Genomic DNA, 20,684 nt, shown 5'->3' with positions numbered 1-20,684 from the left:
TTTATCCATAGTCTCATTCCTGTGCTCATCTGGCTGCATTCTTATCTAATTATCCGGTAATTGTACAGCAGATTCATCAAAATTAATATATCTAAAAAGTTCAATTTATCCAACTCTCATTTCTCATTTACTATAAGAACTTTGCGAAATAAGGATTATTACTCTCTCACTGTAAATATATTGAGAACATACCTATACCTCTCGGAAGAAAGGGAGAGTCCCCCAAGGAGGCCGCAATGAATAAGACACGCGTATTAATCGGCAGCCCGATCCATCAAAAGCCCAATGTATTACGGGAATTTCTGAATTCCCTGCTGCGCTTGAATATCGAGCAAATCGAACTGGATTTCCATCTGATTGATGACAATGATGATGAGGAATCCAGCCGGCTGCTCCAGGAATTTAAAAGCAAGGGCGAGCATATTTTTATTCAAAGCTCCGGCTTTAACGATGTGTACATCCGCAATGATACGACTCACTATTGGAATTCTGATTTAGTCTGGAAAGTCGCCAACTTCAAAAACCTCATGATTAACCGAGCGCAAACCCTGAACTACGACTACCTGTTCCTGATCGACTCAGACCTCATCCTCCACCCCGATACGCTAAGACATCTAATAGGGACGAACAAAGATATTATTTCAGAGGTATTTTGGACACAGTGGCAGCCAGATACCATGTTTCAGCCGCAGGTCTGGATGCATGACGAATATAATCAGTGGGAGATACTTCCCGGCGAAAAACTGCAACCCGAGGAGATCAACCGCAGATTTCATGAATTCATAGCCAAACTCCGCTATCCTGGAATCTATGAAGTGGGGGGTCTCGGCGCTTGTACATTGATTAGCCAGCATGCGATAAAAGCCGGGGTGAGCTACAATCAGATCCGGAACATATCATACTGGGGCGAGGATCGCCATTTCTGCATTCGTGCCGCGGCCCTTGGCATTCCGCTATTTGTTGACACCCATTATCCTGCCCTTCATTTGTACAGAGATAGTGATTTGAACAAGGTTGAAGATTTTATCAGAGAAACAACAGGGGTAAAAGCTGAATCGGCACCCACACCCATCGAGGAAAATTCCAATGAGGTTGCAGCTGCTCCTATAACCAAAAAGCGTCCCAAGCTAACCCTTACCATGGTTGTAAAAAATGAAAGCGGGCGCTTCCTGCGACAGGTTCTGGAGGAACACCGCAAATATATCGATGAGGCTGTCATTATTGATGACGGCAGCACCGACAATACGGCAGCTGTCTGTCTGGAAGCACTTGAAGGCATTCCCGTTCATCTTGTGCATAATACCGAATCCAAGTTCAGCAATGAAATTGAGCTGCGAAAACAGCAGTGGGAGGAAGTCCTAAAGACAAATCCCGAGTGGATTCTGAGTCTGGACGCGGATGAGATCTTTGAAGCCAGCTTTGCGGAAAATATAGATACCTTGCTGTATGCAGATGGGGTCGATCTGTTCTGCTTCCGCCTTTACGATTTATGGAACGCGAACCATTACAGGGAGGATACCTACTGGCGCTCTCATCTGAACTATCGCCCTTTTTTGCTTCGCTATAAAGAAGACTTCAACTATGTATGGAATGAATCCCCACAGCACTGTGGGCGGTTCCCGGAAAATATCTTTGAGCTGTCTCATCAGCTAAGCAACCTGCGGCTCAAGCATCTCGGTTGGTCCAAAGCCGAGTTCCGGCTGGAAAAATATCTGCGTTATATGCTCCTCGACCCCGACGGCAAATACGGCTGGAAAGAGCAGTACATGTCCATTTTGGATGAACAGCCTCATCTAATCCCTTGGGTGGAGTGAGGCTTACAATAAAAAGGGCGTTCACAAAACTGTTAGGGTTTTGTGGACGCCTTTTTTTATTCAGAACTCAATTCAGAACTCTGTGGTCCATCGACTTCTGGCTTCAGAATGGTTACCGTCAGCTCGTTGCCGGATTCATCCACCTGAATAACTGATCCCTCTGCGGCTTCACCAGCAATAATCGCACGCGCCACACGTGTCTCCAAGCTGCGCTGGATAAATCTTTTCAACGGTCTTGCCCCATACACAGGATCAAAACCTTCCTTAGCGATAAAACGCACCGCCGATTCAGTTAATGCCAGCCCGATCTCCCGTTCTGCCAGACGTAGACGCAATCCATCCACCAGTTTGTCCACAATTTTCTCGATCTCACCCAGTGTCAGCGGCTTGAACATTACAATGTCATCCACCCGGTTCAGGAACTCTGGACGGAAATGACCACTCAGTTCCTTCATCACTCTATCCTTGGCAGCTTCCGTGAGCTGACCGTTTTCATCGGTGCCTTGAATCAGATGAGGTGAACCGATATTGGAAGTCATAATGATGATTGTATTCTTGAAGTCAACCATTCGGCCTTGTGAATCAGTCAGCCGTCCATCATCAAGCAGCTGCAACAGAATGTTAAACACATCGGGATGCGCCTTCTCCACTTCATCGAGCAGCACTACAGTATAAGGCTGACGCCGCACAGCTTCCGTGAGCTGCCCGCCTTCCTCATATCCAACATATCCTGGAGGTGCGCCGACGAGACGAGAGACACTATGCTTTTCCATATACTCCGACATATCTATACGGATCATGCCATCTTCGCGGTCAAACAGAGATACCGCAAGCGACTTAGCCAGCTCAGTCTTCCCTACACCCGTCGGGCCAAGGAACAGGAATGAACCAATCGGGCGATTCGGATCTTTGATTCCTGCTCTTGCCCGAAGCACTGCATCGGCCACCAAGCTGACTGCTTCGTCTTGGCCCACTACCCGTTCATGCAGCGTATCCTCCAGACGCAGCAGCTTATCCCGCTCACCTTCTACCAGTCGGCTAACTGGAACGCCGGTCCAGCGGGAGACAATATCTGCGATTTCCTCTTCAGTAACAGCCTCACGTAGCAATCTTGTATCCTGGTCCTGCTGTGCCGCTTCTTCCGCTGTTTTCAGCTGACGCTCCAGATCAGGAATAATGCCGTAGCTCAGTTCGGCTGACTTATTAAGATCATATTCCTCCTGTGCATCGACCAGATCCTTGCGCGCTTGCTCCAGCCGTTTTTTGAGGTCGCGAATCCCTTGGATGGCCGACTTCTCTTTCTCCCAGCGCGCCGTCATTCCTAGCTGTTTCTCCTTCAGGTCAGCGAGCTCGCGCTGCAATATTTCGAGACGGCGTTTGCTGGCGTCATCGGTTTCTTTTTTTAGCGCTGCTTCTTCAATCTCCATCTGCATCAGGCGGCGGGTCACTTCATCCATCTCACCCGGCATAGAGTCTATCTCTGTGCGGATCATGGCGCAAGCCTCGTCCACTAGGTCAATCGCCTTATCCGGTAAAAATCGATCCGTAATATATCGATTGGACAATACCCCTGCGGCTACCAGTGCGCTGTCATGGATTTTGACCCCGTGGTGAACTTCAAACCGCTCCTTCAGACCACGCAAAATGGAGATCGTATCCTCTACATCGGGTTCGCTCACGAGCACCTGTTGGAAACGGCGCTCCAGCGCAGGGTCCTTCTCTATATATTTGCGATATTCATCGAGCGTTGTGGCACCGATACAGTGCAGCTCACCCCGGGCCAACATCGGCTTCAGCATATTGCCCGCATCCATCGAGCCTTCGGTTTTACCTGCGCCCACAATCGTATGCAGCTCATCAATAAAAAGAATAATGCGGCCGTTACTTTCGCGAACCTCCCTCAATACCGCCTGCAGGCGTTCTTCGAATTCACCACGGAACTTCGCGCCTGCCACAAGTGAACTCATATCCAGTGAAAAAATCGTCTTATCCTTCAGCCCCTCTGGTACGTCTTTGCGTACTATCCGGTGGGCCAAGCCTTCCACAATGGCTGTTTTCCCTACACCTGGTTCACCGATCAGCACAGGGTTATTTTTCGTTTTACGGGACAAAATCCGGATTACCCGGCGGATCTCGCCATCACGACCAATGACTGGATCAATCTTGCCCGCGCGAACCTCTGCTACAAGATCACGGCCGTATTTCTCCAGCACCTCATAAGTAGCTTCTGGCTCCCGGCTGGTTACCCGCTGATGTCCACGAATCTCAGCAAGCACCGACATCAGCTTCTCACGGGTCAGCCCACGGCGGACAAAAAGATCCCTTAGCTCACGATTCTCCCCGCTCGAATCTGACACCATGGCCAGCACCGCATGCTCCACAGAAACAAACTCATCCTGCATCTTCGCCGCTTCCTTCTCCGCCTGCTCCAGCAGATGAATCAGCGATTGCGAGGCGTAACGCCTTACCGTGCTTGCTCCTGACCCGCTGATGCTCGGCTTGCGTTGAAGCAGTTCATCTGTGCTGCGCATCAGCTCAGCCACAGGGATATTCATCTTTTGCAGCAATCTTGGCAGCAATCCTTCTTGCTGCTGAAGCAACGCTTTTAACAGATGGAGATTATCGATCTCCTGATGACCGCTGTCTGATGCCAGCGACTGCGCCGCAGCTACTGCTTCCTGCAGCTTTTGAGTTAATTTATTGAAATCCATAGCTCTCTCACCTTTCTATTTAAGAGTGATTATATTAAATCGGCCTTTTGGGCCGGGGATAGGTTAACTTAGCGGGATTTATCCCGCTTATTTCGAGTAACTGGCTGGTTTGCGCTCATTCTACGGGATTTATACCGTACTTTTCGAGTAACTGGCTGGTTTGCGCTCATTCTGCGGGATTTTTACCGTTCTTTTCGAGTAACTAGTTGGTTTGCACTCATTCTACGGGATTTTTACCGTTCTTTTCGAGTAACTAGTCGGTTTGCACTCATTCTACGGGATTTATACCGTTCTTTTCGAGTAACTAGTTGGTTTGCGCTCATTCTACGGGATTTTTGCCGCTCTTTTCGAGTAACTAGCTGGTTTGCGCTCATTCTACGGGATTTTTACCGTTCTTTTCGAGTAACTAGTTGGTTTTCACTCATTCTACGGGATTTTTACCGCTCTTTTCGAGTAACTAGCTGGTTTGCACTCATTCTGCGGGATTTATACTGTTCTTTTCAAGTAACTAGTTGGTTTGCGCTCATTCTACGGGATTTTTGCCGCTCTTTTCGAGTAACTAGCTGGTTTGCGCTCATTCTACGGGATTTTTACCGTTCTTTTCGACCTACGAGCCCCATTCGGCACTTTCGAAGACACTTTTGCTTCTCTTTTCGACCAACGATCTCCATCCGGCACTTTCTAAGGCATTTTTGCTTCTTTTTTCGCACATCGAGCCAATTTCAGCGCTTTCTAAGGCACTTTTGCTTCTCTTTTCGACCAACGATCTCCATCCGGCACTTTCTAAGGCACTTTTGCTTCTCTTTTCGCACATCGAGCCTAATTCGGCACTTTCGAAGGCACTTTTGCCTTTCTTTTCGACCAACGAGCTTAATTCAGCGCTTTCTAAGGCATTTTTGCCTTTCTTTTCGACCATCGATCCCAGTTTGGCACTCTCGAAGGCACTTTCGAAAGCACTTTTGACTCTCTTTTCCCACCATAGTGCCGACTTTCACCGTTTGAGCGAAACGTTCATTTATAGTTAGTGGCTAAATAAGTTACTGTTCTGCTACTAGCATTCAAATCACCTTATTCACCAACCAGAGTTGATCACAAACGAGTGTAATCACCTCACCTCTACCTCTTCTACCTATCTATTAATTACCCACTTTCGCCTTCTGCCGCTGGGTGCCAGTGCTTTGACGTTTAGCTCTGGCTTCGAAAGGGCTGGAGTCTGCCAGCTTTCGGTAGAGATTTTTCTCCGCTTCGCTGATAGGTTCAGGGATAACAATCTCAATTCCAAATAAAATATCGCCGTTCGCACCATTCTCACGTTTTAAGCCCTTGCCGGGGATACGTAGCGTTTTGCCGCTCTGAATTCCTGCTGGAATCTTCAATTTCACGGCGCCGCCCCCCGGTAATGGAACCTTCACTTCTCCACCCAATACCGCTTGCCAAGGAGCGATTTCAACCATGCCATATAAGTCGCCATCGCGAATCTCATAAATATCATGAGGAAGAATATGAAGTGCCAGCAGCACGTCGCCACCCGGAGTGTTTCCCGCGATTTTAATAATTGTACCCTCATAGGATCTAGGCGGAATGTTCACATCCACCGTTTTGTCACTGACCTGTACTCTTACAGTAGCGCCTTTATAAGCCTGCTCCAAGGTAATATCCAGCTGCGCCTGCATGGTACTACGGGCCTCGCCCCACGGATTGCCATTCGCACGTCCCGTTCCACTTCCCGAGAAAAAATCAAAGCCAGCCCGATCCGCCGAGCCCCGATTCCCAAAAAACATCCCGAATAAATCTTCCTCCGAAATACCAGAACCTCCTGTTGAATAAGTTCCACCGTTCCAGCTTCCACTTCCACCAAAGTTTGAATCCCAAGAGGAGGCTCCACTCGCCGCCCCTCCACTAGCTCTGCCACGTTGAGCTCCATAAAGCAGCTCTTCATCATAGAGTTTCCGTTTATCCTCATTACCAAGCACTTCATAGGCTTCAGCTGCTTCTTTGAATTTCGCCTCTGCCTCAGGGGCTTTGTTAACATCGGGATGCCACTTCTTGGCAAGCTTCTGATAAGCCTTTTTAATTTCCTGTTTAGTAGCTTTTTTGCTCACACCCAAAGCATCATAATAGCTTTTACTAGCCACTCGCGCTTCCTCCTTTCCATCCCTATTCTCATATTGACCACCATTGCACTCCGAGAAAAGACGCACCATAGCCGGAATCCTCCACTACAATGCGCCTTCTATTCATAACACTATATTAAAAGCCCGCTGCCATCTCTAAAAGACTGAGCGGAAGTTCATTCCGCTTAATTTATGCTTATTCAGACTGCGAACCCGTAGAATTAGAATCTCCGTCTTGAATCTCGATGCGTTTACCTTGCATTTTTTGCCGTTTGGGAACTTCCAGCTTCAGCACTCCATCTTTCAAAGACGCGCGAATTTCTTCCTCGGCAATATCTTGAACATAGAATCTGCGCACATATTCACCATATCGACGTTCTCTGCGTACAATCTGATGTTCCTTGTTCTCCTCGGCATTTTCTTCCTTACGTACCGCTTTAATCGTCAAATAAGGACTGGCATAATCAATGTCGATTTCTTCTTTTTTCAAACCAGGAAGTTCAGCTTCAATCAGGTAAGCCTGCTCACTCTCACGAATATCTGTTCTGAAGGACATCGTGGAGCTCTTAATCGGTGCAAAAAAATCATCATTAAAAACTTCATTCAAGGACTTAGCCAGCACACCAAAAGCATCATCTCTACGTTTACCAAAAGGAACCATATCAAACATTATCCATTCTCCTCTCATTGACTTTGACTTTATTTGACCTATGACCTTATTATAGTCCCCCACCCGAGGAATAACAAAACCGATTTAAGCCGATTATCGCTCAAATTCAGGCGAATTAGCTGATTTTCCACAACGAAATTAGTTCTTTTTATTTATTTGACTAATTTTGACCTTTGTTTGATCTTTCGTAAATGACACCTATATAATCATGATCCAACTTGCAGTACGATTATTATATGTTCAGACCTTCCGTTCAATACAAGCCATTAGCTTCTAATCATCTTCACGCCAGCTTTTAAACAGAGTTTTCTTACGATCTATCAAAATTTAACGATTTAAAGATGAAGCCAGCAGAAGTGATATAATGAAAGACAACTAAAGACCATTTTCGTTACAGGAGACCAATTGTATGCAACCAACCTATCCTATGGATGATACGCAGTGGAGTAAGCTCATCCAAAATGTCGCCTATTATTTCGATGATCTTACCCTCAAGCGGGGGTTCCAATATTATAAACAAAATCGAGTGCAGCCGTTTACCATGACGGAGCCTCGTAAGATTAACGCTCTAGTTAAAGGTAGAGAGGATTACCGCGTCACCATTGATCTCGACGGCTTCACCAATTGTCATTGTAATTGTCCAGTATCAGGTCATTGCAAGCATATGGCTGCCGTGCTGTTGAATTATGCCGAACAACAAAATAGATCTGTACAGGTTTTGGCTAACGCTAAAGCTGCATCCTTTTTGCCTAAAATATCAAGTACAGCAACAAGTACTTCTATTGGAGCCGATGCAACTCGTCAGCAGCAAATGAAAGAGATGGCCAACCGCATCGCTAGCGGAAAAATAATGGAGTGGCGGGAGTATTTTGAATTCTGTATCTCCCCTCTAGCCCATACTACCCGAAATCCTGAATATGTGAGTCGGGCCTTGTCTGCAATTAATAAATTCAAACCAAAAATGCTTCCGGAAACGGAGAAGCTGTTCACTCTGCATGCTCATCTTTATCTGTTGGAAAAGCTCGCTAAGCCTTCCACGCAATCCGTCGGTCAGGCCGCTTACGCCCCTTCTCTTGGTTATTACACACAGGTAGCAGTCTCAGAGCTACAGGAAGTAATCACAGGTCTTTTAAAAAAGACACTTCCGCTGTCCCCCGAGCAAGAGCAGGATCTATGGCCATACGTCATCGATACTTTATCTTATCTGCGGCGCGAGATGTTGACGGAGTCGCGGGATCGCTCACGGGATCAACCCTCTTTTTCTCTTAGCTATGATCTGCTGTGGAGAAATTGGATTTATCCGAATACAGGTGGAACTAAGCTTTACCTGAATGAAATCGAACAGCTGCAGCAAGCAGAAGGTGAATTAGGCGCTTCCCTGTCACAACATGCGTGGCTGTTAGCTCAGAGCCGCATGTATTACTATCTGATGGATGACCAGAAGGCTTGGGACTTACTGAATAAGGCTGCCGAGCGCCCGGGTCTCCATCCCGATGAGCTCATGAGCTTCACCTCTCCGCTGCTGGATGCAGGGGATTGGTCCCGGTTGGTGGGTTGGCTTGTTCAGATCGGTCCACTGCTGAGCAGCAGACTCTATAATCTCAATAGCTATTCAACCAGTTGGGAAGAAGCTGTTCGCCACCTGCCTGAAGCTGAGCCACAAATGTGGGATACACTAGCCACCATGTTACCTATCTCTGGCGAAGTCTATGAAGAGAAGCTAATCACCTATGAGAAATGGCAGACCTGGATGGATTATCAGCTGTCCATCGGTAAACAGCCCTCCGAATTTCGTGTCAAAGACCTCCAACCGGTGGAAAAGAATGCACCTGAGGTTCTGCTGCCCTTTTACCATCAGGCCGCCGAAAGATTCGTGCTGGATAAGAACAGACATAGCTACAAAGCGGCTGTGAAATTATTGAAACGATTATCCAAGCTGTATAAAAAGCTGAAACAAGAAGAACGCTGGGAAGAGTTCCTCACTGCCTTCGCCATTAGGCATAGCAGGCTCCGTGCGCTGCAAGAGGAGCTTCGGAAAGGAAAGCTAATACCATGAACATGCATTTACGCACGCTAACCATCCGGCTTGCATTAAGCCAGTATGGCGATGCTTTAATATTTGGAATGAATGAGCGCGAAGATCTCGTGCCGGGCTTGCAGCTTAAGCAGCGGCTTTTCGCCTGGCATGAGGCGTCTTTTTATGGTACGGAGTTAACCGTGCAGCCCGCTGGCGAAGGCGTGGAGCTAGTGATTCTTCCTGCTGAGCAGGTCATCCCCTTCTTTGCCGAGCAGAAGCTTTTGGCGCATATCGAATGGAGCTGGGAGGGCGATGCCGCCCACCTCACAGAACTGGCGCCACTTCTGGCTATATGTCTGGAGCACAAACAGTATATTCCCGACATCTCCGCCTACCGCGCCGGGAGGCTGCAATGGACTTGGGACGAGGGGGCTCTTGCGCAGGTGGCAGTGGACAGTGACACTGCTAAAGGAGCCCTTGAGGCGCTAAATGGCGGCAGCGAATTTAGCCGTGGATTACGTGCGGCGTTCTCTGCCGCCGTATCGCAGCGCTATTACAGCACGGAGGCCGAGGCCGGCGACCTCCGCAGCGAATTCCCGCTTCTCTTCGATAGAAGCGGAGCACTTGCAGCGGGCATGGATACCGCCGCGTGGCTTATCGCCATTGGCTGGAAGGCGGACACCGCGCCTTTCCGGCCCGCTCTACAGCTGCTGGAGCCCGATGAGGATGAATCCTATTGGCGGCTGCAGCTGATCCTTCAGGACAAGCGCGATGAATCCGCGCTTGTTCCCATCAGGCTCGCCGATAACGGCGAGCCGTACGGCTTGTGGCCGACCGCGTGGTCGGCTCACGTGCATGAACGGGCCGCGGGATGGCTGGAGCGCCTCCGCGGCAGTCTGCCGCCCGAGCGCTTCGCGGCGGGCGGCGATGTGCTGGCCGAACCGCTGAGCGATGCCATCGCCTGGCGGTTCTTGACGGCCGAGAGCCAGCGGCTGCTGGAAGCAGGCTGGCAAGTGCTGCTGCCGGCGTGGTGGGAAGCCGCCAGCCGGAAAAAGCCGCGCCTGCGAGCGAAGATCAGCTCCGGCGAAGACAAACGCAGCGGTGGCGAGTCGCTGTTTGGTCTCGATTCGATCATCGATTTCGATTGGCGAATCTCCATCGGCGATGCGGATCTCACTGAAGCCGAATTTGCCGAGCTGGTCGCAAGAGGGGAACGGCTCGTCCGCTTCAAGGGCAAATGGGTCTCACTCGATCCGGCTCTGCTGGCGCAAATCCAAAGAGCCATGGCGGGAATGGACAAGTCGCAAGGCTTGTCCTTCCAAGACGTGCTTCAGCTCCACTTGCTAGGAGCTGGTGAAGAGGCAGACGCTGAAGCTACGGAAGAGCAGCTGCAAGAGGATGCCGCGCGTCTGCGTCTGGAGGTAGAGCTGAACGAGCATTTGATCAGCCTTATCGGTCAGCTGGGCCAGCGCTCAGAATGGCCTAAGCCGCCCGTACCCGCAGGCCTTAAGGCGGAGCTGCGCACCTATCAGCATGAAGGATTCGCTTGGCTGACCTTTCTGCGCCGCTTTGGGCTGGGGGCCTGTCTAGCCGATGATATGGGACTAGGCAAAACAGTACAGCTCATCGCCTATCTGCTACACATCCAAGAAAACACGGATGCAAGCTCAGCCCGGCGGCAGACCGACCCACCAGGCTGGCCTTCATTGATCATCTGCCCGACCTCTGTGTTAGGCAATTGGCAGAAGGAGCTGCAACGCTTCGCGCCTTCGTTGAATGTTATGCTTCATTACGGAAGCCGCCGTCTGGACGCGGGATTCTTCTATGGCGCAGCTTCGCAAGCCGATGTGGTACTGACCTCTTATGCGACTGCTGCGCTTGACCAAGAGCTGCTGAAGGAATTCACTTGGGCGACGATCTGCCTGGATGAAGCTCAAAATATCAAAAATGCCCAAACCAAACAATCCGCAGCTGTACGTAGTTTTCCAGCTCTTCACCGGGTCGCCTTAACAGGGACGCCGATAGAGAACAGATTATCCGAGCTGTGGTCCATTTATGATTTTATAACCCCAGGTTATCTGGGCAGCGCCAAGTCTTTTAATGACCGATTCACGAATGCTATTGAGAAGGAACGCGACGCGAAACGTACAGCGGACCTACAAAATCTAGTAAAACCCTTCATGCTGCGCCGCAAGAAAAAAGACCCTAATATACAGCTCGATCTACCTGATAAAAATGAAATGAAAACCTATGTTCATCTGACAGCCGAACAAGCGGCGCTTTACGATCAAACCGTAAACGGACTGTTGGAACGGATGAAGAAGCTGGAAGGCATTGAGCGCAAAGGGGCAATTCTCGGGGCTCTGACCGGGCTTAAGCAGCTATGCGATCACCCGATGCTTGTGACAAAAGAAGCTATCCCTGAACTTGATACGGACAATAAACTGGATACCAGCTTTCTTATTAACCGTTCCTCCAAACTGGAAAGACTGCTGGACATGGTTAAGGAGCTGCGCGCGGAAGACGAGCGCTGCCTGATTTTTACTCAATATGTGGGTATGGGAAAAATGCTTCAGGCGGTTCTCCAGCAGGAGCTGGGCGAACCCGTCCTTTATTTGAACGGAAGTACCTCCAAACAGGCGCGCGACCGCATGATCGAGCGGTTTCAGACACCAGCCCCTTCGGCGGAAGATGGGTCTACACGCCCAGACACATCGCCGTCTGATCAGCCGAATGTATTCATCCTTTCACTCAAAGCTGGGGGAGTTGGCCTGAACTTAACTGCAGCCAATCACGTATTCCACTTCGACCGCTGGTGGAATCCAGCGGTGGAGAATCAAGCAACTGACCGCGCTTACCGCATGGGCCAGACTCGTGATGTGCAGGTGCATAAATTCATCGCCCTGGGCACACTCGAAGAACGGATTGATGAGATGCTGGAGAATAAACAGCAGCTCAGCGATAATGTGATCTCCAGCTCGGAAGGCTGGATTACCGAGCTGTCCACAGAGGCTCTGAAAGATCTCTTCACCTTGCGTCGTGACTTAAATGACTAGCAAAAAGGAACATTCGCGTAAATGCGAATGTTCCTTTTTCACAAGAATAATTACCATTGCTCGGACATTTTAAAGGTAACTGCGAGATCGTCCCCGCCCGAGAGGGAGTTTACCACCAATGTGACAGGTTCATCATGGAACTCGTATGAGAGTCGCTCATTAAGTAAATTGACCGCCAGATTCGCATACGCACCAGAAATCCCTGATCCTGTACCTTGCATAATAACTTTTCCACCCGTGACCGTAGTGCAGGTATAGTTCACTAGCAGCGCCGTGTCCGTGACAGGAATATTTGTAGTCGGTGTAGGATAATTCTCGAAGGCCCCATCAAGGGTCCCGCCTGCAACGACCATATATCGCACAGGTCTTTTGGACATAACATCTAAAGCTGCCGGTCGAATCTCAGCCGCAAGACCTTGTGGAATAGCAAAGCCAGGACGTCTCATAAAGCTGATCGCTGCGAAGTCAGTCGATGTAACGGTCACGTTATCACGTATTTCCGAGGTTATTCGGCTCACTTGAAACACTTCAAGATCAACGGCCGTCCATACACCTTCCGCATCAACAAGGAAAACCTGAATCTTCATCTGCTCCTGTGAATATACAAAATTAAATTGGAATAAATCCTCTACCATGACATAGGTCTTGCTTAAGGTCTCCTGATATTGCAGCTCAAATAACTCTTCAACAAAAATGGCCTGGGGACTGACACTATTGGATAAGCCCGTAATATAACAAAACGCGCCAGCCGATCCATTGTTGACAACTTTGATCACTACTTGATCTATTGGCCGAGTACCGTCGACTGGTAAATTAATAATGGTGTTTGTGGACAGAACAGGCAATGTCATCACACCTCCTATATATCAATTCATATATGATATGTAAACATTGTTTAGAATTATTGGGTGTAATTAAAATACAAGAGATGTTCCAGAGCATAAATAGAGATTTGCCACTAAATAACGAATGTGGTAAACTCGACTTAACTTTTTATGAACGGAGGGTTACGTGTGATAGACTTTATCCGAGTTAGAACTTTGCGCGGCTAATTGAATAGCGCTAAAGCTCTGCCCATGTGCAGAGGACTCAGGATTGGTCTACCCATTTCTAAAGGTAACCCGATAATTTAACAACAGCGTGTAGGGAGGATTCTCTTCACCTCCATTCCTTTAAGAATTGAACATCCATAGAAGCCGATTAGCCAACTGCTGCTCGCAAGGGGTCAAAGTGCCTCTTCCCTGCGACTGGACTGTTGTTTAATTCATTCTACCTATGGAAGGCCCTAACTCTGACGTCCTCTAACGAACCGTAAGCACAGGCAGATTGCCTGTGTTTTTTTGCGTTTATTATTTACTATTGGAGGATGAATAAATATATGGAACAAATACGAGAAAAAGCAATTATAGTCGGTGTCCAGCTTCAGAACGAAACGAATTTCGCCTATTCGATGGAAGAGCTGAGCAATCTGGCAGTTGCCTGTGACCTTGAAGTCGTAGGAGAGCTTAGTCAAAAGGCAAGTCGAATTAACCCCTCCCATTATATCGGGACAGGTAAAATCGAGGAATTATCGGCACTTTTAGAAGCACACGATGCTCCTATTGTTATTTTTAACGACGAACTGTCACCTTCACAGATCCGCAATTTGGAGTCCGCACTGGATCGTCAGGTCATTGACCGGACCATTCTGATCTTGAATATTTTTGCGGAAAGAGCGAAGACCAAGGAAGCCCAGCTGCAAGTTGAAGTAGCCAAGCTGCAATATATGCTGCCGCGCCTCACAGGTCTTCGTGAGTCGCTGGGCAGACAAGGTGGCGGAGCTGGACTTAAAAACAGAGGTGCTGGTGAAACCAAGCTAGAGCTGGACCGCAGAAGAATTGAAGAGCGGATTACTGCTTTACAGGTTGAACTGCAACAACAAGTAGCAAGACGTCAAATCCAGCGGAAACAACGGCATAAAAATGAAGTTCCCGTCGTCTGCCTGGTAGGCTATACGAACACCGGAAAATCCAGCTTAATGAATGTCATGGTAGAGACTTACCATCCGGGTTCCCATAAACAAGTATTCGCCAAGGATATGCTGTTCGCTACACTAGAGACATCGGTTCGCAGCATTGAGCTGCCTGATCACAAAACCTTTTTATTAACAGATACTGTCGGATTCGTCAGCCAGCTTCCCCATCATCTGGTCAAAGCGTTCCGCTCCACTCTTGAAGAGGTTACCGAAGCGGACTTATTGATTCACGTAGTCGATATTTCCGATCCGCAGCATCAACAGCATATGGCGGTTACAGATGAGACGCTCAAAGCACTCGGCGCTGACCAGATTCCAACGATCTATGCCTATAATAAAGCTGATCTGACTGATTTGCCTTACCCGCAAATTGAAGGTGACAATGTCTACCTTTCCGCCAAGCAAAATAGTGGAATGGCTGAACTTACCGCTCTGATCCGCAGCCATGTTTTTACGGACTATGTCCAGTGTGAGATTCTGGTTCCATTTGATCGGGGTAATGTAGTCTCTTATTTCAATGAACACGCCCATGTTCAATCTACTAGCTATGAAGAAACAGGCACACGCCTTGAGCTGGAATGCAGAAAATCTGATTTCGAGAAATTCCGCAACGATTTTATTGAGCTATAACAAATTAGAAACGACGTGGTAATCCTTAATTAAAAAAGAGGGATAGAGTTTTCAGAGTTATCTGAAGCTCTATCCCTTTCTTTTGTGAATAAAAAAATGAACAATACAAAAGAGCCCTCTCTTTGCATTGCTCAGTAAGTATAAAATAGGCAGACGCTAGATCTTATAAATATAGTTTCTAGACCCTATTCTTGAACATACAGTGTATCGGAAGCTTCTATTGTTGGCTGCCGGTAAAACCGTTCCTGCAGATAACCGCTGTAAGTAATTAAAGTCTGGATGCACCGATTCATCCGTTAAATAGGCCGAGATATCACTCCCATATACTCTTTCCTGATTCAGAGAGTCTATGATGATCTCTCCAGTAGTAATCCCTATGCCATGGCCGTAGAACAGATCATTTTCGAGTTTAATTGCATTCTCGCCCTGCCATTCTGGCTTGCTCGGAGCATGATCGGGATTCTTGAAATATACAACGTCTCCCCGCTGCGTTAGTTCCTTGTTGTAGTTTGTAATTAAGCGTAGATTCTCATCGTAATTCCAGTCCCATAAGAACAAATCCTTGAAATACTGATTAAACGCTTCCTCACCTATAGCTTCAATCGTCGCCCGATACATAACAATGACCATGGCTGTCGCGCATTCAAAGGCATATAAATGACCATTCCGAAAAATATCTTTAATTCCCACTGTGGGCTCTACGCCAGTGTTCAGCTGAAGTCCACCAATCTCTGTACGTGTCCAAAACTGCGGATTGCAGCGGGAATCATCAAATGTTGCAAAATCCACTCCACTTTCATTTAAAGCTTCAGCCGATTCCACGATGCTTTCTCTCATTTTGTGCTCAAAGTCAAGGGCATCGGGTGAACGAACTTCCTTCACCATGCTTAGTCCCTCCAATGTTATAGGTTCTAAATATAGGTTATTGTACGTGTTCGTCACCGGGTTGGTGCTTAATTCTCATGATTCCCTGGCATCCACGAACCACTGGTTAAGCTGCCGTGTCTCTTCCGTCAAAATATCCAGGAAAATAGAAGTGCGATAACCCGTATCCTTCAAGCTTTTGCCCGTAATCTCTGCAATTCGGTTTAATCTATAAAGCAATGTATTAGTGTGTATATGTAAAAAAGCCGCGGATTCCTTTAAATTGCCGCTTAATGATAAATAGACAGCGATGGTTTTGAGAAAATCACTTTTATGCTCGCGATCATGTTCTTTTAGCGGATATAGCAACGGGCTTTTACGAATTCGACTGCGCTTTTGCTCCATAATAGCCGGTATATATGCCCAAAATCCAATCTCCTCGTACAATAGCAGCTCCCGCCCATGAAAAGGCAGCAGCTTTTTGATCTCCACAATGGATACCGCTTCCCAATAGGCAATAGCCGCGGACATATATTCAGTGTAATCGAGACTACAGCCAGCAGCCAGTGTGCAGCCTTCACTCTTATACATATCCTCCATTGTTTTATGCAGGAATGAAGATAATCCACCCGCCCCTTCGATTACAAAGCTGAAGGAAAACAAAATAATCAGCCGATTATGCTCAGCCGTCAGAAATAGTAATTGCAGTCCGGAATAAGATGCCATAACCTGCCGAAACCGGAGTATTAAATGATCATCGATTACCTTGTCACTTTCAAACACGCTAATATAATATTTTTCCGGCAAAAGAATGGACCAAAATTCCGCATCCTTTTTAATATTTGCTTCGTTGTCGTAGTGGGAGGTAATCAGCTTCCAGAAAAAGTCCTCATGCGTTTTGTCCTGCTTCGTTTTCCAACCTCGCTGCTTAAGTAAATAACGGCCTACGATACCTGCCGCCTTCTCAACGATATTTTCGGCATGCCCTTCTACCAGGTTGCCTGTATCTACTACCCATATGTACCCGAGAATTTCCTTTTGATGTTTAATACAAATGGCCAACCGGGGACCAAGTCCCACCTCCAGCACTGCAGGAATTCGAATGGGATGTGCCGCGCTCTCCAGCTGCTGCATAATCCCTTTTTTGCGCAAGCCAATAATCACAGCGTTAGGTACACGCTTCCCGATAATCGTTGAAATCCGCGCGGAGTCACTCTCAAATTCATGCGAGCTGTAGCCAATCACATGATGATTGCTGTCCTCGATGGTAACTTGAGACTGTAGCGATTCACTTATCGTATCCGCCAATGATTCCATACTGTCGAAGAAACGATCAAATAATGGATCCTTATCTGTCACTAGCTTCACTCCCACCTGAAGAATAACCAAATCCTGTACTCTAGAGTGATTTCATTATAGTATGCATCCCCCTAGCTGACTATAAGATAAATAGCTGGTGTAGGTGAGGGACGAGATCGGCTAGGTGAGGAAGGTGTTTGGGACGGGGATGATTGGTGGGGGTTTTGTTGGGGGGTGTGGGGAGTTTTGTCGGGGTATTTGGTAAGGTTTAATAGTTGTTGGTGATTACCAAATGTTATAAGTGGTTTTTAGGGAATAACCCCCGGAAATTCTGTGTTTTAATCATCACATGATCATAATTAGGGAAATTCTCCCTAATATTCTGCACTTTAAGCATCACACGATCATAATTGGGGAAATACTCCCTGATTTTTTTCTGTTTTGCGTATAAACAGGCGTATTCCTCGTTTTTTAGGGAGGAATTCCCTAATAACAGCATTTTAAAGCTATTTTTGCGTTTTTTTAGGGAGAATTTCCCTAAAACATCTCTCCATCAAAGCTTTCACCCTATCCATCCAACTTCACTACGTAATCTATCCACCATAGCACCGCACGAGCAAACAACTACTGTATCTAATTACACTGAAACGCAATCTATTTACTTTAACGCCGTACTGACCAACTTCCACCCGGTCTCCACCGCAAGAAACGCCAAACAGCAAGCTCCCCGCAGAGAGCTTGCTGTTTGGCTCATTCCATTATGGAACGTGTCTATTTTAGATCAATGTGAATGTCTGCTCCATGGCTTGCTCAACCGAATAAGGTGTCTCACCCAACGCTTCGGCAACAGCTTGGCAGGTGATTCTGCCATTGGCTACATTCACGCCGCTTCTTAAGCCGTCATTATCCTGAATCGCCTTGATCACACCTTTATTGGCAATTTGCAGGGCATATGGAACTGTAACATTTGTTAAGGCAATAGTTGAGGTCTTAGGGACAGCACCCGGCATATTAGCCACGGAATAATGCAGCACGCCGTGTTTCACAAACACGGGATTATCATGTGTCGTCACTCTGTCGATGGTTTCTACAATGCCACCTTGGTCAATGGCCACGTCAACAATCACTGATCCTGGCTTCATGGTCTTGACCATTTCTTCGGAAACCAGCTTCGGTGCTTTAGCACCCGGAATTAACACGGCACCTACCAGCAGATCCGCTTCAGCCACTGCTTTGGCAATATTATAAGGGTTAGAGATCAACGTATTAATCTGTGCTCCAAAAATATCATCTAATTGACGTAGTCTCTCCGCACTGAGGTCAACTATCGTAACATCTGCGCCTAAGCCAATAGCCATCTTAGCTGCATTAGTACCTACTACACCGCCGCCAATGATACTCACTTTACCTCGACTAACGCCAGGAACTCCGGAAAGAAGAATACCTTGTCCGCCGTAGTTCTTTTGCAGGAACTGCGCGCCCAATTGGACGGACATCCGGCCAGCTACTTCGCTCATCGGTGTTAACAGCGGCAAGGTGCGTCCATGAACAACCGTCTCATATCCGATCGCAAAGACGCCTTTGTCTTTTAGCGCAGCAGCCAAGGCAGGCTCTGGAGCAAGATGAAGATACGTAAATAGAATAAGGCCTGGACGGAAATAGGGGTACTCAGTTGCTAATGGTTCTTTTACCTTCATCACCATTTCAGCAGAGCTCCAGACCTTTGCTGCATCCTCAATCAATTGTGCTCCGGCAGAGACATACTCTTCGTTAGGAAATCCGCTGCCCACACCGGCTCCAGCTTCTACGAGCACTTGATGACCTTCAGTAATTAAACTAACTACACCCGCAGGGGTTATGGCAACACGATTTTCATTGTTTTTAATTTCTTTAGGTACTCCGATAATCATCATTCATCTCTCCCATCTAATGTAGATCCCTTATGTAAAGAATGATAACATATGATTAGCATTCCCATTTTGTTAAAAAATTAAAATATTATCTACCATGATTGTGTTTTTACACAAAGGATCAGACTTAACTGCCCATTAATCTTTAACCATTTTGGTACTCAACACAACCATCTTTATTATCTCATAAAAAAAGACACCCTATAGAGTGCCTTTTTGACGATTTTGTATGAAATTAAAGCGACTACCTTATCGCATGATGTTATATTAAGTGACATTACCTATCTTGATAATAACAACATCACTGTTTCTAACACTACATTTACCCCTTTTTCGCAGTCTTCATAAGAGGTTAGTTCCTCTTCACAATGGCTTTTACCCTTCACGCTAGGCACGAACACCATTGCGGATGGCAGAAAGCTGGCTACGAATTGTGCGTCATGCCCTGCACCACTTGCGATCTTTCGACTGGAATAACCCAAGGTTTGAGCCGCTTGCTCCACCAAATCACACACATTCTGATCAAACCACACCGTATCTCGGCCCCAAAGCTTAGTCTTGCTTACTTCACATTCCAGCAGTTGCTCTGGCAAACCGTTGATAATGGCTTCCACTTCACGCACAATCTCCATCTCTTTATGTCTGGCTTCAATGGTGAAAATCACTTTATTGGGAATGACGGTATGGATATTAGGAAGCACATTCATTCTGCCCATGGTATACACAAGCTCGGAATCGAGCGCCCCCAGCTTGCTCCGCAGCTCAATAATCAGATCTGTGGCAGCAAACAAAGCATCTTTGCGCATCGCCATAGGGGTTGTGCCCGCATGATCTGATTCTCCCGTCACCTCAATCTCGTAACAGGCCATACCAACTACACAGTCAACCAGCCCAATCGTCAGCTCCTCTTTTTCAAGAACAGGCCCTTGCTCGATATGAAGCTCCAAATAAGCGGTGGCTTCGGTGATACGATTGCTCATTTCTCCCTTATATCCACTCTTCTCCAGCGCTTCACCAAAGGTGATGTCTGCTGGATCTTTTTTGTTCAACATAACACTTTTATCAAACTTTCCGGACAACACACCAGAGGCCATCATCGATGGCTCAAAACGTGCCCCCTCTTCATTCGTAAAATTCATAATCGTCACCGGAACCTTCGGCTTAATCCCGTAATCTACAAGCGTCCGCACCACCTCTAGACCCGCGATAACCCCCAGGACGCCATCGAATCTGCCCCCTTTTTTCACAGTATCCATATGCGAGCCAATCACAATCGGAGGCCCGGAAGTTTCGCCTGCCAGTGTGGCATACATCGTCCCCATATCATCCATCTTCACAGACATTCCGAGCTCTTCACAACAGGCACGAAAATAATCCCGAACTTTAAGATCCTCTTCCGTCAGCGATAATCGGGTCACGCCATTTTTATCTGTACGCCCATAATCGGCAAATGCCTCGATTGTATTCTTCAGTCTCTCACCGTTCACGAATATTTTTTGCAGCTGCATCCCAGATCCCTCCGCTTCGAGCATTTTGTTGGCTTTCTATCTATGTTAAACCAAACCATAATATTTTCATTTTACAT

The 20,684-nt window shown here is 47.3% G+C and carries 13 protein-coding genes; 4 read left to right on the top strand and 9 right to left on the bottom strand.

From position 1 onward, the window contains the following. The first annotated feature begins 236 nt into the window (after positions 1-236). Positions 237-1,814: a glycosyltransferase gene (locus tag MHH50_RS01405; protein WP_076302286.1), complete on the top strand. Its 1,578-nt coding sequence runs from the start codon at positions 237-239 to the stop codon at positions 1,812-1,814. 56 nt (positions 1,815-1,870) lie between these two features. Here the strand turns inward: MHH50_RS01405 and clpB are convergent, their stop codons facing one another. The 4 genes from clpB to MHH50_RS01385 form a co-directional block, all read right to left on the bottom strand. Further along, the gene (clpB, locus tag MHH50_RS01400; RefSeq protein ID WP_340033871.1) at positions 1,871-4,525 is read right to left on the bottom strand and encodes an ATP-dependent chaperone ClpB; all 2,655 of its coding nucleotides are present in this window, start codon (positions 4,523-4,525) and stop codon (positions 1,871-1,873) included. Positions 4,526-5,132: 607 nt separating this feature from the next. Further along, entirely contained in the window at positions 5,133-5,441 is a 309-nt protein-coding gene (locus tag MHH50_RS01395) for a hypothetical protein (protein ID WP_340033870.1), read from the bottom strand. 220 nt (positions 5,442-5,661) lie between these two features. Further along, entirely contained in the window at positions 5,662-6,660 is a 999-nt protein-coding gene (locus tag MHH50_RS01390; protein WP_175618984.1) for a DnaJ C-terminal domain-containing protein, read from the bottom strand. Between the two features lie 175 nt (positions 6,661-6,835). After that, positions 6,836-7,309 (bottom strand): Hsp20/alpha crystallin family protein, encoded by a 474-nt coding sequence (locus MHH50_RS01385; RefSeq protein ID WP_340033869.1) that lies wholly within the window; start codon positions 7,307-7,309, stop codon positions 6,836-6,838. A gap of 409 nt (positions 7,310-7,718) precedes the next feature. On the opposite strand from MHH50_RS01385, the gene MHH50_RS01380 reads away from it, so the two are divergent. Both MHH50_RS01380 and MHH50_RS01375 read left to right on the top strand, forming a co-directional pair. After that, the gene (locus MHH50_RS01380; protein WP_340033868.1) at positions 7,719-9,365 is read left to right on the top strand and encodes an SWIM zinc finger family protein; all 1,647 of its coding nucleotides are present in this window, start codon (positions 7,719-7,721) and stop codon (positions 9,363-9,365) included. Continuing rightward, positions 9,362-12,382, top strand: coding sequence for a DEAD/DEAH box helicase (locus MHH50_RS01375; protein ID WP_076306811.1), 3,021 nt, complete (start codon positions 9,362-9,364; stop codon positions 12,380-12,382). Before MHH50_RS01380 ends, MHH50_RS01375 begins: the two co-directional genes overlap by 4 nt. A 50-nt stretch (positions 12,383-12,432) precedes the next feature. Here MHH50_RS01375 and MHH50_RS01370 read toward each other — a convergent pair whose 3' ends face one another. Further along, positions 12,433-13,233, bottom strand: coding sequence for a hypothetical protein (locus tag MHH50_RS01370; protein WP_076303188.1), 801 nt, complete (start codon positions 13,231-13,233; stop codon positions 12,433-12,435). A 527-nt stretch (positions 13,234-13,760) separates the two neighbouring features. Between MHH50_RS01370 and hflX the strand changes: the two genes are divergently transcribed. After that, positions 13,761-15,026: a GTPase HflX gene (gene hflX, locus MHH50_RS01365; RefSeq protein WP_076282395.1), complete on the top strand. Its 1,266-nt coding sequence runs from the start codon at positions 13,761-13,763 to the stop codon at positions 15,024-15,026. A gap of 156 nt (positions 15,027-15,182) precedes the next feature. On the opposite strand, the gene MHH50_RS01360 is transcribed toward hflX, so the two are convergent. The 4 genes from MHH50_RS01360 to MHH50_RS01345 all read right to left on the bottom strand — a co-directional run bounded on the left by MHH50_RS01360 (position 15,183) and on the right by MHH50_RS01345 (position 20,607). Beyond that, complete coding sequence (locus MHH50_RS01360) at positions 15,183-15,911, bottom strand: protein-glutamine gamma-glutamyltransferase (RefSeq protein ID WP_312150747.1); 729 nt, start codon at positions 15,909-15,911, stop codon at positions 15,183-15,185. A gap of 75 nt (positions 15,912-15,986) precedes the next feature. Continuing rightward, on the bottom strand, positions 15,987-17,249 hold the full coding sequence (locus MHH50_RS01355) for a helix-turn-helix domain-containing protein (RefSeq protein ID WP_076275928.1): 1,263 nt from the start codon (positions 17,247-17,249) through the stop codon (positions 15,987-15,989). A gap of 716 nt (positions 17,250-17,965) precedes the next feature. Further along, a complete protein-coding gene (ald, locus tag MHH50_RS01350) occupies positions 17,966-19,099 on the bottom strand; it encodes an alanine dehydrogenase (protein WP_076282656.1) in 1,134 nt (377 codons plus the stop codon). A gap of 281 nt (positions 19,100-19,380) precedes the next feature. Further along, complete coding sequence (locus MHH50_RS01345; RefSeq protein WP_340033867.1) at positions 19,381-20,607, bottom strand: Zn-dependent hydrolase; 1,227 nt, start codon at positions 20,605-20,607, stop codon at positions 19,381-19,383. Positions 20,608-20,684 lie beyond the last annotated feature (77 nt).

Origin of the sequence: Paenibacillus sp. FSL H3-0302 (genome assembly GCF_037982245.1) — a bacterium.
In the GTDB taxonomy this organism is placed as follows: domain Bacteria; phylum Bacillota; class Bacilli; order Paenibacillales; family Paenibacillaceae; genus Paenibacillus_AQ; species Paenibacillus_AQ odorifer.
This window is presented reverse-complemented; position numbering and strand designations above follow the sequence as displayed.

Bases quoted from the DNA above. Each gene is read 5' to 3' on its own strand.
- MHH50_RS01405 (WP_076302286.1), top strand. From the start codon at position 237: ATGAATAAGACACGCGTATTAATCGGCAGCCCGATCCATCAAAAGCCC.
- clpB (WP_340033871.1), bottom strand. From the start codon at position 4,525: ATGGATTTCAATAAATTAACTCAAAAGCTGCAGGAAGCAGTAGCTGCG.
- MHH50_RS01395 (WP_340033870.1), bottom strand. From the start codon at position 5,441: ATGGTCGAAAAGAAAGGCAAAAATGCCTTAGAAAGCGCTGAATTAAGC.
- MHH50_RS01385 (WP_340033869.1), bottom strand. From the start codon at position 7,309: ATGTTTGATATGGTTCCTTTTGGTAAACGTAGAGATGATGCTTTTGGT.
- MHH50_RS01380 (WP_340033868.1), top strand. From the start codon at position 7,719: ATGCAACCAACCTATCCTATGGATGATACGCAGTGGAGTAAGCTCATC.
- MHH50_RS01375 (WP_076306811.1), top strand. From the start codon at position 9,362: ATGAACATGCATTTACGCACGCTAACCATCCGGCTTGCATTAAGCCAG.
- MHH50_RS01370 (WP_076303188.1), bottom strand. From the start codon at position 13,233: ATGACATTGCCTGTTCTGTCCACAAACACCATTATTAATTTACCAGTC.
- hflX (WP_076282395.1), top strand. From the start codon at position 13,761: ATGGAACAAATACGAGAAAAAGCAATTATAGTCGGTGTCCAGCTTCAG.
- MHH50_RS01360 (WP_312150747.1), bottom strand. From the start codon at position 15,911: ATGGTGAAGGAAGTTCGTTCACCCGATGCCCTTGACTTTGAGCACAAA.
- ald (WP_076282656.1), bottom strand. From the start codon at position 19,099: ATGATTATCGGAGTACCTAAAGAAATTAAAAACAATGAAAATCGTGTT.
- MHH50_RS01345 (WP_340033867.1), bottom strand. From the start codon at position 20,607: ATGCAGCTGCAAAAAATATTCGTGAACGGTGAGAGACTGAAGAATACA.